General features: G+C 47.3%; 15 protein-coding genes. 6 read left to right on the top strand and 9 right to left on the bottom strand.

Annotation, left to right across the window (positions count from 1 at the left end; translation table 11 throughout):
- Nucleotides 1-102: 102 nt before the first annotated feature.
- Nucleotides 103-594, top strand: coding sequence for a DUF1285 domain-containing protein (locus SHD_RS01305; RefSeq protein ID WP_023265488.1), 492 nt, complete (start codon nt 103-105; stop codon nt 592-594).
- Nucleotides 595-732: 138 nt separating this feature from the next.
- On the top strand, nt 733-1,152 hold the full coding sequence (locus SHD_RS01300) for a MarR family winged helix-turn-helix transcriptional regulator (RefSeq protein WP_023265487.1): 420 nt from the start codon (nt 733-735) through the stop codon (nt 1,150-1,152).
- Nucleotides 1,153-1,175: 23 nt separating this feature from the next.
- Here SHD_RS01300 and SHD_RS01295 read toward each other — a convergent pair whose 3' ends face one another.
- Together SHD_RS01295 and SHD_RS01290 are read right to left on the bottom strand one after the other, a co-directional pair.
- On the bottom strand, nt 1,176-1,523 hold the full coding sequence (locus tag SHD_RS01295) for a hypothetical protein (protein WP_023265486.1): 348 nt from the start codon (nt 1,521-1,523) through the stop codon (nt 1,176-1,178).
- A 193-nt stretch (nt 1,524-1,716) separates the two neighbouring features.
- Nucleotides 1,717-2,751, bottom strand: coding sequence for a Glu/Leu/Phe/Val dehydrogenase dimerization domain-containing protein (locus tag SHD_RS01290; protein WP_023265485.1), 1,035 nt, complete (start codon nt 2,749-2,751; stop codon nt 1,717-1,719).
- A 279-nt stretch (nt 2,752-3,030) separates the two neighbouring features.
- On the opposite strand from SHD_RS01290, the gene SHD_RS01285 reads away from it, so the two are divergent.
- A complete protein-coding gene (locus SHD_RS01285) occupies nt 3,031-3,489 on the top strand; it encodes a DUF4826 family protein (RefSeq protein ID WP_023265484.1) in 459 nt (152 codons plus the stop codon).
- Between the two features lie 97 nt (nt 3,490-3,586).
- On the opposite strand, the gene SHD_RS01280 is transcribed toward SHD_RS01285, so the two are convergent.
- From SHD_RS01280 to SHD_RS01255, 6 genes are all read right to left on the bottom strand, one after another.
- Nucleotides 3,587-4,726 carry a ribosomal protein uL16 3-hydroxylase gene (locus SHD_RS01280; protein WP_023265483.1) on the bottom strand — a complete coding sequence of 380 codons (1,140 nt, stop codon included), beginning with the start codon at nt 4,724-4,726 and terminating at the stop codon, nt 3,587-3,589.
- Between the two features lie 126 nt (nt 4,727-4,852).
- Complete coding sequence (gene purB, locus SHD_RS01275; protein ID WP_023265482.1) at nt 4,853-6,223, bottom strand: adenylosuccinate lyase; 1,371 nt, start codon at nt 6,221-6,223, stop codon at nt 4,853-4,855.
- Between the two features lie 29 nt (nt 6,224-6,252).
- Nucleotides 6,253-6,870, bottom strand: a complete 618-nt coding sequence (gene hflD / locus SHD_RS01270; protein WP_039977067.1) for a high frequency lysogenization protein HflD — start codon at nt 6,868-6,870, stop codon at nt 6,253-6,255.
- Between the two features lie 3 nt (nt 6,871-6,873).
- Nucleotides 6,874-7,992 carry a tRNA 2-thiouridine(34) synthase MnmA gene (mnmA, locus tag SHD_RS01265; RefSeq protein WP_039977065.1) on the bottom strand — a complete coding sequence of 373 codons (1,119 nt, stop codon included), beginning with the start codon at nt 7,990-7,992 and terminating at the stop codon, nt 6,874-6,876.
- A gap of 220 nt (nt 7,993-8,212) precedes the next feature.
- Nucleotides 8,213-8,704 (bottom strand): NUDIX hydrolase, encoded by a 492-nt coding sequence (locus tag SHD_RS01260; protein WP_039977063.1) that lies wholly within the window; start codon nt 8,702-8,704, stop codon nt 8,213-8,215.
- A 69-nt stretch (nt 8,705-8,773) separates the two neighbouring features.
- The gene (locus tag SHD_RS01255) at nt 8,774-9,571 is read right to left on the bottom strand and encodes an rRNA large subunit pseudouridine synthase E (RefSeq protein WP_023265478.1); all 798 of its coding nucleotides are present in this window, start codon (nt 9,569-9,571) and stop codon (nt 8,774-8,776) included.
- 350 nt (nt 9,572-9,921) lie between these two features.
- Between SHD_RS01255 and SHD_RS01250 the strand changes: the two genes are divergently transcribed.
- A complete protein-coding gene (locus SHD_RS01250; RefSeq protein ID WP_023265476.1) occupies nt 9,922-12,147 on the top strand; it encodes an NADP-dependent isocitrate dehydrogenase in 2,226 nt (741 codons plus the stop codon).
- A gap of 147 nt (nt 12,148-12,294) precedes the next feature.
- On the opposite strand, the gene cspD is transcribed toward SHD_RS01250, so the two are convergent.
- Entirely contained in the window at nt 12,295-12,501 is a 207-nt protein-coding gene (gene cspD / locus SHD_RS01245; RefSeq protein WP_011072576.1) for a cold shock domain-containing protein CspD, read from the bottom strand.
- A gap of 193 nt (nt 12,502-12,694) precedes the next feature.
- Here cspD and clpS point away from each other — a divergent pair, with 193 nt between their 5' ends.
- Both clpS and clpA read left to right on the top strand, forming a co-directional pair.
- Nucleotides 12,695-13,003 carry an ATP-dependent Clp protease adapter ClpS gene (gene clpS / locus SHD_RS01240; RefSeq protein WP_011622425.1) on the top strand — a complete coding sequence of 103 codons (309 nt, stop codon included), beginning with the start codon at nt 12,695-12,697 and terminating at the stop codon, nt 13,001-13,003.
- A gap of 42 nt (nt 13,004-13,045) precedes the next feature.
- Nucleotides 13,046-15,313 carry an ATP-dependent Clp protease ATP-binding subunit ClpA gene (gene clpA / locus SHD_RS01235; RefSeq protein ID WP_023265475.1) on the top strand — a complete coding sequence of 756 codons (2,268 nt, stop codon included), beginning with the start codon at nt 13,046-13,048 and terminating at the stop codon, nt 15,311-15,313.
- The last annotated feature ends 101 nt before the right edge of the window (nt 15,314-15,414 follow it).

Below are 15,414 nucleotides of genomic sequence, written 5' to 3'. Positions count from 1 at the left end.
GGCAAGAGCAGGGTCAACTTGCTCTTGAATAAAGGCCCCCTTTTAGGGGGTTAAAACAAAGCCACCTTCTTCAGAAGGTGGATTCTTTACTGAGGGGACGCTATGGAAAAACACACGGACAATGTTATCGACACACTACAGGAATTCACCAGTAAGCCAACGCCGGATGATGTTGTCACACAACCAACGGCACTGTGTAGTGAAGTTGCGCTATTTCGTATCCAGCTTTCCGGTGACTGGTTATATCAGGGCAGTACATTATCGACTAAGTTTGCCAAGTTATTTGCCAGTATTTTACATGGCATCGATGGCGAGCATTTTTTGATCACGCCAGTCGAAAAGGTTCGAGTTGAGGTGGAGGATGCGCCATTAGTGATTGTCGATTATGTAAAGAATGACACCGCACCTAGTTTGATGCTCAAAAGCAGTATCGGCACTGAACATTGGATTGCGGATCTCAAGCGACTAAAACTCACCGACTTTGGGATTTATCTGCCGCTAGAGCGCGGCCTATGGGGAAAATTAAGCCGCGCTTGTTACTATAATTTTGTGAATGAATTCAATTTATCCGACGACCAAGCTTCGGATGCATAAAGATTTTGATTGCAATTACTTGGATATGCTGACTAGTTTATTACAGGTTAAGTGGTAGTATTAAAACTGACTTCGGCGAATATCCTTTTGCTTGTGGTCTGTGTTGATGGGTCTAAATGGTGTTTTCGGAGGTGCTGTTTGAACCGCTATGAAAGCTTAGGCTATCTTGTTTCCCACTTGAATATTGAGCTGCAAAATGAGCTCGATATACAGCTGAAACGCTATCAGCTCGACATAAAGTTGTGGCCAGTGTTGTTTGCGCTTTGGCAGGAGGAGGGGATCACTCAGACTGAGCTGTCTAAGCGTTGCGATGTGGCCAACTATACCATGACCCGCTTGCTCGATCAGTTGCAGGTTCAGGGATTGATCACCCGTCACCAAGAGCTCGATAACCGCCGAGCTTTCCAGATTTTCCTCACCGATGAGGCCAAGGCGCTTGAGCAGGATTTGATCCGTGAGGCCGAGCGCGTCAATGAAAAGTTTTTGGCTAATCTGAGTGACGAAGAACGCACTCATTTCATCAAGTTATTGAATAAAATCAATAAATTTATTAAATAGTGCAGTCGTTTTTTCAGTATAGTTTAGAGTGGTAATAGCATAAAAAGTAGTACCAAGCTTGAACCAAGCAGCAACCCTTGTTGCAACAAACGTTGACGTTGAAGAAGGTTTTTCTTGCCTTGTTTTAAGCTAGTAACGAGTTGATTACGCTTGTAAATTCTGCAGGTTAATTCGTTTGTAAGAGGATCAATAAATAACTTAAATAGGCATAATCCACCGTCTTTAAGTTTTACTTGATGCTCGCTTTGGTGTCCAAAATTAAGTTTGCGTGACACTATTTCGCCGTTGATATAGACACGCTCTAAACCAGACCAATCACTGGCCTGCAATTCAATAGAGTCTCTTCCCAGTTCATACTTGAAACTGACCATAGTGGTGCCTTTCTGTGAGTGACTTCTAATTAATTCAAGCAGAGGCACATAGGCTTTTCCACTACAGAAAAGTGAATTTTACGTGGCGTTTTGATATCTGATTGGTATTGAGGGAAATTATTTTTTAGGAGCTTTGTGGAAGGGACAATAAAGAAAAAGGCGGACAACTGGCTGTTGTCCGCCGAAAGCAGTGTTAAGCTTTTGCCGCTTGATAAATGGCACGGGCCATTTCGTCAGCAACCGCCGCAGTGGTGCGGTTTTCAGCATCGGCTTTAGTGAAAATCTTCAGCAAAGTGTTGTAGATTTCTCTGACCTTAGCTTCTGATTTTGCTGCGTCATAGTCTTTTTCAAATGACACGTTGATGATGCCGCCAGCGTTAATTACATAGTCTGGCGCATACAGAATGCCCATTTCTTTTAACTGCTCGCCATGGCGGACTTCGGCTAATTGGTTGTTGGCACAACCCGCAACAATCTTAGCTTTGAGTTGTGGCAGGGTAACATCGTTCAAAGTGGCGCCTAATGCACATGGCGCATAGACATCAACGTCTTGGGCATAGATATCCTGTGGGGCAACGACAATTGCACCAAATTCGGTAGCCACTTTGTCGAGTGAAGCTTGGTGAATGTCGGTGACGATAAGCTCAGCACCTTCTTCATGTAGGTGTTTACACAGGTAGTAACCCACGTGGCCTACACCTTGAACGGCAATTTTAAGGCCTTTTAAGCTGTCTAAACCGAGTTTGTGTTTAACGGCAGCTTTGATCCCTAAATAGGTTCCTAATGCTGTAAATGGCGATGGATCGCCGCTCTTGCCTTCAAGGCCCGCCATGTATGGGGTTTCTTGATGAGCGATCATGATATCCGCTGTTGTGGTACCTACGTCTTCTGCAGAATAGTAACGTCCACCCAGGCTATTGATAAAACGGCCAAAAGCACGGAAGAGGGCCTCACGGTCAGGGCGCTTAGGATCGGCAATAATCACTGACTTACCACCGCCCATGGTTAAACCTGCGAGGGCGTTTTTGTACGTCATACCGCGGGAGAGGCGTAATACGTCTGTCAGGGCTTCATCGTCGGATTGGTAGTTCCACATCCGACAGCCACCTACAGCAGGACCTAAGTTGGTGTTATGGATGGCAACGATGGCTTTTAAGCCACTCTCTTTATCATGACAGAATACGACCTGTTCATGCTCATCAAAGGATACATGATTAAATACAGCCACGTGAAGTTCTCCGCTATACACAATAAAACGTCGATGGAATGACTTCCCATCGACAGCTCGTTATATTTATTGCAGAACCATAGCATTTAGCGATACTCTCAACCATGCATAATGACCGAATAAATAGATTATTTGTGGCAATCTAGCTTTCCACTTTACGTAAACGTAAGGTTTTTAGTGTGAAACCAGTTTTTACTGGGATAATCTCAGACATTATAACGATTCGCGTGCTGTCCCAAGAATGAGAGCCGCGTAATAACAATAAGATAGGACGGAAGTATGACTGAACAAGCTGTCGACCAGGCTCAACCAACAATCTCTCCAGAAGAAATGGAGAAAATGCGCCAAGAGTGGGTTAGGACTCAATTCCAAAAAGCGAACCGTTTTTTAGCGGAAAAAGGGGTTATTCCAAGTAAAGTGTTAGCCGACGAAAGCCGTTATCTGGCGCCCTATTTAGCGATTTGGAAAATGGAATCTAAGCGTCCTTCGGCTAAAACCTATTGGGTCATGTCTGGCGATTTACCGTCGGATTTCGTCGATGTTAAAGTCGCGAAAACGGCGCGTGATGCGATTCGTCATTTCTCTATGATGTGGCAGATGCAGGCCGAAAACCTGATCCGCTCAGGCGCGGTTCAACGCGATGCGACGCAGGCAAAATTTGCGCAATTATTAGTTTCACGTGCTGAGAGCTTGTATCGGATGCACAATGACGAAAAGCTTTGGAATACCAACGCTTAACCTTGTGTTAGCGCAAAAACTATAGGCACTCAGTTGAGTGCCTTTATTGTTTTGGGTGACGCTAATCTGTCGACCTAACGCAATAGTGCGCTAAGGCTTAAGCTTGATCATCACTTAAATAATACAAGCCTTGATTGATAAGCTGGAGCAGCAGCGCTTGCACTTCGGCATGCTCACACAGTGCCATGGCGCTGTCGCTATCAAAGCTGACATGATCGCTTAACTGGATTAACACTGCTTCTGGCGTATTGGGCAGCTCATAAATTTCGCCATTGATGAATAAGCGTGATTGTGTGTCGTTTTCTAAGCGCAGCACTTTTAAGCCACCGATACGATTAACGCCGGCACCTTGCTCGAACGCATCCTGCAGATCATCGGCGTTATAGGCTTCTTCACCCTCGCAGATATCCAGTTCAAAGCGGTTTTGACTCAACAATTTACCCAGCACCACTTGGTAGCTTGTTGGGTCTTGGGCGAGCTGACTTAACAGCGACATGATCCCGAGCTGATGGTCTTGACTGATCACGCCAGGATTTGCAGGCTCTGACGCCGAGGTGAAACGCTGCTGACCTAAGTTATTGTCGAGCAAGTAATCGGCAACTTCACTGGCGAGCTCCTGTTGGCTCGGTGCGCGGTAACCAATTGAATAGCTTAATGCCAAGGTTAAGGTCTCACCGCAGTGTGGGTAGCCAGGTGGAATATAAAGCACATCGCCTTTCTCTAATACCACGTCGATAATGGGCTCGAAGTCTTCCACCAGTGGCGAGTTTGGGTTACCGCCACGGCGTTGCTGCGGCGTGTTAGCACCCACAGTCCAGCGACGCTCGCCTTCACCTTGGATGATAAACACATCGTAGTTATCAACGTGTGGGCCGACACCGCCGCTTGGGGTTGCGAAGGACACCATCAAATCATCGAATCGCCAGTCGGGCAGAAAACGAAACGCTTCCACTAATGGCTGAGAGTCCGGATACCAATGGTTGACGGCTTGCACCAGTAATTGCCAGTGGGTCTCGCCGTAACTGTCGTAATCCTCGAACGGACCTTGGATCACTTCCCAGTTGTCTTTTTGAGTGACCACGATGCGCGAGGTGATTTCTTCTTCACAGGCAAGGCCTGCAAGCTCATCGGCGCTGATCGGATCTTCAAAGTCAGGGAAGGCACCCTTGATGACTACAGGTTTTTGTTGCCAGTGTTCCTTGAGGAACTGGGCGATATCGAGATTGAGTGTATACATAGTGTCAAAAAAGGCGACTACATCGAATGTAACCGCCTTAATCCTTATTTGTGGCTGATAAACAATATCAGCTCGCGAATGTTTGCTCTTGCTACTTTGTGAGCGAACTCCGCTGAGCTAAAAATATTAGTTAAGCTCGTCGACGAAGGCTTCAGCACGGCCAATATAGTTGGCCGGCGTCATCTTCTTCAGCTCTGCTTTCACTTCTTCAGGCAGGGCTAAACCGTCGATGAATACCGCTAATTGCTGGGTATCGATACGCTTGCCTCGAGTCAGTTCTTTTAACTTCTCGTAGGGTTTTTCAATACCATAGCGACGCATAACGGTTTGTACTGGCTCGGCTAATACTTCCCAGTTTTGGTCAAGTTCGGCACGTAAATGATCTTCGTTCACTTGTAACTTGCTGATGCCTTTTAAGGTGGCTTGGTAGGCGATCAGCGAGTGGGCAATACCTACACCTAAGTTACGCAGTACGGTTGAGTCGGTCAGATCACGTTGCCATCTTGATACTGGCAGCTTAGACGCTAAGTGTTGCATCAGAGCGTTAGCAATCCCGAGGTTACCCTCTGAGTTTTCAAAGTCGATTGGGTTGACTTTGTGTGGCATGGTGGATGAACCAATTTCACCAGCAACGGTACGTTGCTTGAAGTGGCCAAGGGCAATGTAACCCCAAACGTCGCGGTCGAAGTCAATCAGGATAGTGTTGAAACGCGCGATGGCATCAAACAGTTCGGCGATGTAATCGTGTGGCTCGATTTGTGTGGTGTAAGCGTTCCAGTGCAGGCCTAAGCTGGTGACAAAACGCTCAGACAGTGCATGCCAGTTGACTTCTGGGTAAGCAGATAAGTGGGCGTTGTAGTTACCCACGGCGCCGTTAATTTTACCCATGACTTCAACAGCTGCGATCTGCTTGATTTGACGCTCTAAACGCACAGCAACGTTGGCCATTTCTTTACCTAAAGTCGAAGGCGAAGCGGGTTGACCGTGGGTGCGTGACATCAATGGCACTGAGCGGTATTCAACGGCCAGTTTTTTGATGGCGTTGAGCAGTTCATTGCAATATGGCAGCACCACTTGCTCGCGGGCTTCGGTCAACATTAAGCCATGGCTTAGGTTGTTGATGTCTTCTGAGGTACAGGCGAAGTGAACAAATTCACCGACAGCGGCGAGTTCGGCGTGGTCTGCGATTTTTTCTTTGATGAAGTATTCAACCGCTTTTACGTCGTGGTTGGTGGTGCTTTCAATGGCTTTCACGCGCAGCGCATCTTGCTCGCTGAAATTGTCTTTAATTGCATCTAACACCGCGATAGCAGACTCACTCAATGGCGGCACTTCGGTGATTTCTGGGCAATCGGCGAGTAATTTTAACCAGTTGATTTCAACTTGAACACGGTACTTAGTAAGACCGAACTCGCTGAAAATCCCTCGCAATGACGCTGTTTTACTACCGTAACGGCCGTCTACCGGAGAGATAGCAGTTAGTGCGGAAAGATCCATGTGAAGCTCCTTGATGAAAACTTATTTTATTATAGGGTAAGACTTTTCTTGGCTGTGTCTATGATGGCTTTGCGGGCGAAGACTAAGTGTCGACGTTTACCGCCCAGTTGTCGCCATAACACAGCGCTGCGCATGGCTGCGAGCAGCAGGGCGCGAATTTTGTGTTGTACTAGTGGACGTTGCAGGCACAGTGGGTTGCCTGAGATCTGAATCTTAGGTCCAAGATTACTGATAATGTCGCTATAAATACTGGCCAGATTGGCAATAACTTGCTCGTCGGTGATAGCAAAATGATGTAGTTGGCGATTCACTTGATTGATGCGCTCGGCAAGCATGGCTAACCCGCTGTTCGAGCGAGTTAATTTACGTTCAAGCGCCAAAATGCCGACCAGATAGCGAGTGATTTCCACATCCTTTTGACTGCTGTCGCCCAGTTGGTTTAACACCAACTGATAACCTTTGCGCAGGGCGGCCTTATCTTGATAGACATCGGCGGCGCTTTCAGGGTCGGTCACTAAAATAGTGTTTAAACTGGCCGCCAGCTCATCCGTGTCACTCTCACCATGACGGGCTAAATACTGAACTTGCGCAATGGCCTGCAGTATTCCTGCAAAGGCCATAGTGCGATTATGGAGCTGCTCGTTCACGGCTTATCCTCGGATCAGTTGATCGATAATCCCGCCACCTAGGCACACTTCGCCATCGTAGAATACCGCTGATTGGCCAGGGGTCACGGCGGCAACAGGCTCGTCAAACACCACCTTGAGGGTATTGTCATCAAGATAGGTGAGGGTGCAGGGGATATCCTGCTGACGGTAACGGGTTTTCACCACAATCTGGCTGCCTTCGGCGGGACCTTTGCGGTCGACCCAATGCAATTGATTGACGAGCATGCCGTTGGACATCAAACGCGGGTGATGCCCGCCTTGGCCAACAACAAGCACGTTACGTTTGAGATCTTTATCCACTACGTACCAAGGATCGTCATTGCTGTTTTTCATGCCGCCAATGCCTAGACCTTTACGTTGGCCTAAGGTGTGGTACATCAAGCCTTGGTGCTTGCCAATGACTTCGCCTTCAGCGGTTTCGATATTGCCAGGTTGTGCTGGTAAGTAATTACCTAAGAACTCAGTGAATTTACGTTCACCGATAAAGCAAATGCCGGTGCTGTCCTTCTTATCATGGGTAATTAAGCCCATTTTTTTAGCAATTTCACGCACTTCGTGCTTTTCGAGTTCACCAACGGGGAATAGGCTACGCGCCACTTGTTCATGGCTTAAGGTATAGAGGAAGTAGCTCTGATCCTTGTTGTTATCGACACCGCGTAGCATTTGCGTGGTGCCATCGGCATTATCGCGGCGGCGCACATAGTGACCCATGGCGATATAGTCGGCATCGAGGATATCGTCGGCAAAGTCTAAAAAGGCTTTAAATTTGATTTCTTTGTTGCACATGATATCGGGGTTAGGGGTACGACCCGCCTTGTATTCGGCGAGGAAATACTCGAACACATTGTCCCAATATTCGGCGGCAAAGTTGACCGTGTGCAGTTTGATCCCAAGCTTGTCGCACACGGCTTGAGCATCCTTTAAATCTTCGGCGGCCGCGCAATACTCGTCGTTGTCATCTTCTTCCCAGTTCTTCATGAAAAGGCCTTCAACCTGATAGCCTTGCTGAATAAGCAAATAGGCTGAAACAGATGAATCAACACCGCCGGACATGCCGACAATGACTTTTTTTCCTGTATGAGTGGGTTCGATTGATGTCATAGATCCTAAAAACCATTGAGTATATGTATTGGTTAGCCGTGAGAATGACTCACCTTGGTTGGCCACTCCCACGTTAAAATCTGCGTATTGCTTAGACTGTGTTTGATGGCAGACAAGCGGGCGATTCATCAGGCGAGTGTTTGCTAAAACAGCGCTTAAATGCCGTGTTGTATCGCGAATTTACGCGGGGGCGTATTCTATCACGCCTTGTCGCTTGGGGCTATCTTTGACATCCCGTCAGACGCTGACTATTGAGTAATTCGAGGGAATAGGTTTGCCCCTGTTGCTGCTGATGGCGGTAATCCTTAAGGCAATCGAGCACTAATGGGCTGCGAAGCTGTTGCGTTTTGGCCTCGATTTGCTCAAAGCTCAGCCAATGGGCGGCATCAATATCCGCATCCTGTGGCTGAGGGGGGAGCAGTGCATCGACTTGTACGAAAAAGGTAAAGCGCACAAAAGCGAGTGCTTCACTGGCACTAAACTGATAAATCCCCACTAAACCTTGGGGATCAAGAGTAAGGCCGGTTTCTTCAAGCACTTCACGTTTACAGGCTTGGATCAGACTCTCATTAGCCTCTAAATGTCCGGCGGGCTGGTTAAAGCGCTGCTCGCCATCAATCCACTCTTCCACTAACAGATACTTATCTTCGGTAGGTGCGTGGATAATACAGGCCACAGTCACATTGGGTTTGTATCTGAGTTTTTCTGCCACGCTAATCACCTTTTATCTGTTGGTTGAGCACAATGACATCTTGTTTATTGCATTTGCAGTGTTGTTAAATCATTCAGCCTTTTGAGTCACTTGGATGCATTTATGCTCACCTGTGGCTAAATCGTCTAGACTCCATTGACCTATTTTATAACGAATGAGTCTTAAGGTCGGAAAACCAATATGGGCCGTCATCCGCCGAACTTGGCGATTACGCCCTTCATGGATTTGAATTTCCAGCCAAGTGGTAGGGATGTTTTTTCGCTCACGGATCGGCGGATTACGCGGCCAAACATTCGGCGTCGCCATGATGCAGACCTTCGCGGGGAGTGTCATACCATCTTTTAATTCAACCCCTTGGCGCAGTTTTGCTAAATCTGCTTCCGTGGGTTCTCCCTCGACTTGCACCCAATAGGTTTTAAAGGTTTTCTTTTTTGGCTCAGTCAGTTTGGCCTGAAGTTGACCATCGTTGGTGAGGAGTAACAAGCCTTCACTGTCGCGATCCAATCGTCCTGCGGCGTACACACCCGGAATAGGGATGTAATCCTTTAAGGTTTTGCGGCCTTGCTCATCGGTAAATTGGCATAGGACATCGAACGGCTTATTAAATAAGACGATCATCGGCTCGCCTTGGGGTTTTGTGCGTGCAGCCGTTGAGCGCTGCTGCGGGCGAGGCTTGGCGCCGCTTCGCTCTGCAATGTTTCGCTTGGCGTTTGCCCCTTGCTGTAAACTCAGCTTGGCATTCTTGGCGAAGGTATGGGGTTTCTTGGCGCTATTGCGGTTATCCGCTGGATTGGTACGCCCTGTAGCGGGGCGTTTGCCGCTGGCGCGTGGGCTGGATGCGGTTGCTGGCGTGCTGTTTTTGTTCATGCTGTGGCTAATAGTCGCTGTATGCTGACGACCGAACTTAAAAGTTTGAGGACGTGTGTCAATAATCTGTACACAGTGTACTTGGCATTCGCCGTTAGTGGAATTTGAATATTACTGCGAATGCTCTATGATGTCGGCCTGAAAATGTGATCTACGCCTAAATGTTTGTTAGGTATTAATGAGTCGATTTACCCACGTTGGCGAACGCAAAGAGGATGTTGCCGCGGGTTTTGAGGTAGCAGAGGCGTTCACGATTGCCTCAATAGAGAATTCCGCCGTGCCAATGTTTGTTCGTCATGATATAAAATTATTATAAAAATATTAAATTTTACAATAATGTAGGATGTAACATGAAAGATAACTCACCAACAATTATTTATACCGAAACCGATGAAGCACCAGCGCTAGCAACGCTTTCTCTGTTACCTATCATCAAAACCTTTACCGATGCGGCGGGTGTTGCGGTTGAAACCCGTGATATTTCTTTATCGGGCCGTGTCATTGCTAATTTCCCTGAAAAACTGACTGACGCGCAAAAGATTGGCGATCACTTAGCTGAGCTGGGTGAATTAGCAAACCAACCTGAAGCTAACATCATCAAACTGCCAAACATCAGTGCGTCAATTCCGCAGTTAAAAGCTTGTATTTTAGAGCTGCAACAGAAAGGTTATGACATTCCCAATTATCCTGACGAGCCAAAGACTGACGAAGAAAAGTCTATCAAAGCCCGTTACGACAAGATCAAAGGCAGTGCGGTAAACCCAGTGCTGCGTGAAGGTAACTCTGATCGCCGCGCGCCGCTGTCAGTGAAAAACTTCGCTAAGAAAAACCCTCACTCAATGGGTAAGTGGACTAAAGAGTCTCAATCACACGTTGCTCACATGAGCGAAGGTGACTTCTACGGGAGCGAGCAGTCTGTGACGCTGGCTAACGCTGACACAGTTAACATTGTACTGTCGCAAAAAGACGGTCAAGAAGTGGTATTGAAATCTGGCCTGAAACTGCTAGCTGGTGAGATCATCGACGCGTCAGTGATGAGCAAAAAAGCCTTAGTGAGCTTCTTTGAGCGTGAAATCGCCAATGCCAAGGCCGAAAACGTGTTGTTATCACTGCACCTTAAAGCCACCATGATGAAAGTGTCCGATCCCATCATGTTCGGTCACGCAGTAAAAGTGTTCTTCAAACCTGTGTTTGATAAACATGCGTCATTATTTGCTGAGTTAGGCGTTGATGTGAACAACGGCTTTGGCGATGTATATGCCAAAATCGCTAGTTTACCTGCCGATGTCCGTGCACAAATTGAAGCGGATATCGCCGCCGTTTATGCTGAGCGCCCAGCGCTGGCGATGGTGGATTCTGACAAAGGCATCACCAACTTACACGTACCAAGCGACATCATTATCGATGCTTCTATGCCTGCGGCCATTCGTTCATCTGGCCAAATGTGGGGCCCTGATGGCAAGTTGCACGATACTAAAGCGCTGATCCCAGACCGTTGCTACGCGGGTGTGTATCAAGAAACCATCGCTTTCTGTAAAGAACACGGTGCCTTCGATCCAAGCACTATGGGTAGCGTGCCAAACGTGGGTCTGATGGCGCAAAAAGCCGAAGAATACGGTAGCCACGATAAAACCTTCGAAATCCCAGCGGATGGCGTGGTTAACGTGATTGATGCCAGTGGCAAAGTGTTAATGAGCCACAACGTTGAAGCGGGCGATATTTGGAGAATGTGCCAAGTTAAAGACGCACCTATTCGCGATTGGGTGAAATTGGCCGTACGCCGTGCACGCTTAAGCAATACTCCTGCGGTATTCTGGTTAGATGCCAATCGTGCCCACGATGCGCAGCTGATTGCTAAAGTGAAGCAATATCTGCTTGAGCATGATACTAACGGTTTAGACATCAGCATCATGTCACCAGAAGAAGCGACTCGTTTCTCATTAGTGCGCATCAAAGAAGGTAAAGATACAATTTCTGTTACCGGTAACGTACTGCGTGACTACCTGACTGACTTATTCCCAATCCTCGAACTGGGTACCAGTGCTAAGATGCTATCTATCGTGCCATTAATGAATGGTGGCGGCCTGTTCGAAACGGGTGCGGGCGGTAGTGCGCCTAAACACGTACAACAGGTTGAAAAAGAAGGTCACTTACGTTGGGACTCATTAGGTGAGTTCTTGGCTTTAGCGGCTTCTTTAGAGCATTTAAGCCAAACTGTGGGTAATCCTAAGGCACAAGTACTGGCAGATACCTTAGATCAAGCCATCGGTCAGTTCTTAGATAGCAACAAGTCGCCATCAAGACGCGTTGGTGAGCTGGATAACCGTGGTAGCCATTTCTATCTGGCGATGTACTGGGCACAAGCGTTAGCCGCTCAAACCAAAGACGAGCAGTTACAAGCTCATTTTATTCCATTAGCGCACGCGTTAAGCGCAAATGAGCAAGTGATTGTTGCTGAGCTAAACAACGCGCAAGGTGCGCCAGTGGATTTAGGTGGATACTACCGTTTAGACGCTGCAAAAGCCGAAAAAGCCATGCGTCCAAGCGAGACACTGAACAAGCTATTAATTGCTTAACGATTTATCGTTAACTTAGCATTCATACTGAAAGGCCTGCATTGCAGGCCTTTTTTATGGGACTCAATCTTCAAGAAAGCTATTAATCGCCAAATAAAAAGGCAGGGATATAATCCCTGCCTTTTAGATCATTGGCCTCACCAAACGCTATTTTGTTGGTGAAATGGCTGAAGCGTGCATTCCTTTTGGACCCTGTTCTACTTCGAATTGAACTGGTTGGCCTGCTTTTAGAGTTCTATAGCCTTCCATTTCAATGGTAGAATAGTGTGCAAAAACGTCCTCGCCACCTTGATCAGGGCAAATAAACCCGAATCCTTTGGCGTTGTTGAACCATTTAACAGTTCCGCTTGCCATACTTCCACTTCCTTCTGTTGTCTACTTACCAGTAAGATAGTAAAACCTGTATAGACGGGATTGTTTCACCGTCTGAGCTACAGAATGTAAGGAGTAAAAGCGGAAGTCAAGCTAAAATTAACAAAGAGGTAACAACTAATTAATTTGAAGATAGCAATTGGAAGAGGCCAACACGAGAGGCTAGTATTAAAAAATGGGTAAGACAGGAAACATAGAACACGTTGAAGAGCGTGTGGAATCTGAGTTAATGCCACCTTCGATGTATAAGGTGATCCTCAATAATGACGATTACACTCCAATGGATTTTGTGATCGAAGTGCTGCAAATCTTCTTTCGCAAGAATGAGCAGGAAGCCACAGATATCATGTTGACTATTCATCACCAGGGAAAGGGTATCTGCGGGATTTTCCCCTACGGCATTGCAGAAACTAAGGTGATACAAGTAAATCAATTTGCAAGACAAAACCAACATCCGTTACTGTGTTCGTTAGAGAAGGCTTAACCGCGCTTACTCTGTTGTCAGTTGTTAATTTTGGGGGTGCTTATGCTGAACAAAGATCTGGAAGTCACCTTAAATCTGGCATTTCAGCAAGCCAGAGAGGCTCGTCACGAGTATATGACGGTTGAACATCTGTTATTGGCTCTGATAGACAACCCTGCGGCTCAAGAAGCGCTAATCGCCTGTGGAGCGAATTTAGATAAACTCAGAGATGAAGTAGCAAGCTTTATCCAACAAACCACCCCAATCATTGCGGATATGGACGATGATAAAGAAACCCAGCCGACGCTTGGGTTTCAACGGGTGCTGCAACGCGCCGTTTTCCATGTGCAGTCCTCGGGCCGCAATGAAGTCACTGGTGCCAATGTGCTGGTGGCGATTTTTAGTGAGCAGGAATCCCAAGCCGTGTATCTGCTGCGTCGCAGCGACATTAGCCGTTTAGATGTGGTGAACTATATTTCCCATGGTTTTTCAAAAAATGAGGACAACGACGCCCATCAAGATCAAGAACGTATCGAAGATCAAACCGAAGCGGGTGAAGAGCGCAGCATGTTGTCGCAGTTTGCGAGCAATCTAAACCAGCTTGCAAAACAAGGGATTATTGATCCACTCATTGGCCGTGATCAAGAAATAGAACGGGCAATTCAAACCCTATGCCGTCGCCGTAAAAATAATCCGCTGTTAGTGGGTGAGGCGGGCGTGGGTAAAACCGCGATTGCCGAAGGCTTGGCCTATCGTATCGTTAATAATCAAGTGCCAGAGGTGATGTCGCAGGCGACGGTTTATTCCCTCGACTTAGGCTCCTTGCTTGCTGGCACTAAATACCGTGGCGATTTTGAAAAACGTTTCAAGAGTCTGCTTAAAGAACTCAGCGCCGATAAACACGCTATTTTATTTATCGATGAAATTCACACCATCATTGGTGCGGGCGCCGCATCGGGTGGGGTTATGGATGCGTCGAACCTGCTTAAGCCATTATTATCGAACGGTAATTTGCGTTGCATGGGCTCGACCACCTTCCAAGAATATCAAAGCATTTTTGAGAAGGACCGCGCATTGGCGCGTCGTTTCCAAAAGGTTGATATCAATGAGCCTTCAGTAGCCGAAACCACGAAAATTCTGATGGGGCTCAAGGCCAAGTACGAAGAGTACCATGGCGTGCGTTATACCCAAGCGGCGATTAACAGCGCGGCTGAGCTATCGGCAAAACACATTAATGACCGACATTTACCCGATAAAGCCATCGATGTGATCGATGAGGCGGGTGCGCGCATGGCCATGTTGCCACAGAGCAAGCGTAAGAAAACCATAGGTCAGGCCGAGATTGAAACCATAGTGGCGAAGATTGCTCGGATCCCAGAAAAGTCTGTCTCTGCCACCGACAAAGACTTACTGCGTAATCTTGAGCGCAATCTCAAGATGGTGGTCTTTGGTCAAGATAAGGCGATTGAGTCATTAAGTTCGGCGATTCGTTTATCACGCAGTGGATTAGGTACCGATAAAAAGCCTGTGGGCAGCTTCTTATTTGCAGGCCCAACAGGGGTGGGTAAGACAGAAGTCACCAATCAATTAGCTAGTTGCCTTGGCATGAAGCTGGTGCGCTTTGATATGTCTGAGTACATGGAAAGCCATACGGTTTCTCGCTTAATTGGTGCGCCTCCAGGTTATGTGGGGTACGACCAAGGTGGCTTACTGACCGATGCTGTGATTAAGAATCCTCATTGCGTGGTGCTGCTTGATGAAATTGAGAAGGCTCACCCCGATGTCTATAACCTATTGCTGCAAGTCATGGATCACGGCACCTTGACCGATAACAACGGTCGCAAGGCTGACTTTAGACATGTCACCTTAGTGATGACAACAAACGCTGGGGTTCAGGAAACGATCCGTAAGTCTATCGGCTTTACTCAGCAGGATCATACTCAAGATGCCCTGTCGGAAATCAACCGAGTCTTTTCACCAGAGTTCCGTAACCGTTTAGATTCCATAATATGGTTCAACCATTTAGACATGACTATCATCGCCAAAGTGGTCGATAAATTCTTGGTGGAATTGCAGGCGCAATTGGATGCGAAACATGTCGTGCTTGAAGTCAGCGATGAAGCTAGAACCTTACTCGCCGAGAAAGGCTATGATAAGAGTATGGGCGCGCGGCCAATGGCCCGTGTGGTGACAGAGCTTATCAAACGTCCGTTGGCGGATGAAATCCTCTTCGGTGAGCTTGAGCATGGCGGTATCGCCCATGTCGATGCGAAGGATGGCGAAATCGTCATCCGCTGTGAACGGCATGAGAAGAGTACCAGCAAAGTGTAAGAGCTCGAAAAGTAAAGAATCCACCTTCTGAAGAAGGTGGCTTTGTTTTAACCCCCTAAAAGGGGGCCTTTATTCAAGAGCAAGTTGACCCTGCTCTTGCC

It is taken from the genome of Shewanella decolorationis S12 (assembly GCF_000485795.1).
GTDB lineage: Bacteria > Pseudomonadota > Gammaproteobacteria > Enterobacterales > Shewanellaceae > Shewanella > Shewanella decolorationis.
The sequence above is the reverse complement of the archived record's forward strand: the minus strand, read 5'-3'. Positions and strand labels throughout refer to the sequence as shown.

Coding starts and splice junctions, on each gene's coding strand:
- SHD_RS01305 (WP_023265488.1), top strand. CDS start 103: ATGGAAAAACACACGGACAATGTTATCGACACACTACAGGAATTCACC.
- SHD_RS01295 (WP_023265486.1), bottom strand. CDS start 1,523: ATGGTCAGTTTCAAGTATGAACTGGGAAGAGACTCTATTGAATTGCAG.
- SHD_RS01285 (WP_023265484.1), top strand. CDS start 3,031: ATGACTGAACAAGCTGTCGACCAGGCTCAACCAACAATCTCTCCAGAA.
- SHD_RS01280 (WP_023265483.1), bottom strand. CDS start 4,726: ATGTATACACTCAATCTCGATATCGCCCAGTTCCTCAAGGAACACTGG.
- purB (WP_023265482.1), bottom strand. CDS start 6,223: ATGGATCTTTCCGCACTAACTGCTATCTCTCCGGTAGACGGCCGTTAC.
- mnmA (WP_039977065.1), bottom strand. CDS start 7,992: ATGACATCAATCGAACCCACTCATACAGGAAAAAAAGTCATTGTCGGC.
- SHD_RS01255 (WP_023265478.1), bottom strand. CDS start 9,571: ATGAACAAAAACAGCACGCCAGCAACCGCATCCAGCCCACGCGCCAGC.
- SHD_RS01250 (WP_023265476.1), top strand. CDS start 9,922: ATGAAAGATAACTCACCAACAATTATTTATACCGAAACCGATGAAGCA.
- cspD (WP_011072576.1), bottom strand. CDS start 12,501: ATGGCAAGCGGAACTGTTAAATGGTTCAACAACGCCAAAGGATTCGGG.
- clpS (WP_011622425.1), top strand. CDS start 12,695: ATGGGTAAGACAGGAAACATAGAACACGTTGAAGAGCGTGTGGAATCT.
- clpA (WP_023265475.1), top strand. CDS start 13,046: ATGCTGAACAAAGATCTGGAAGTCACCTTAAATCTGGCATTTCAGCAA.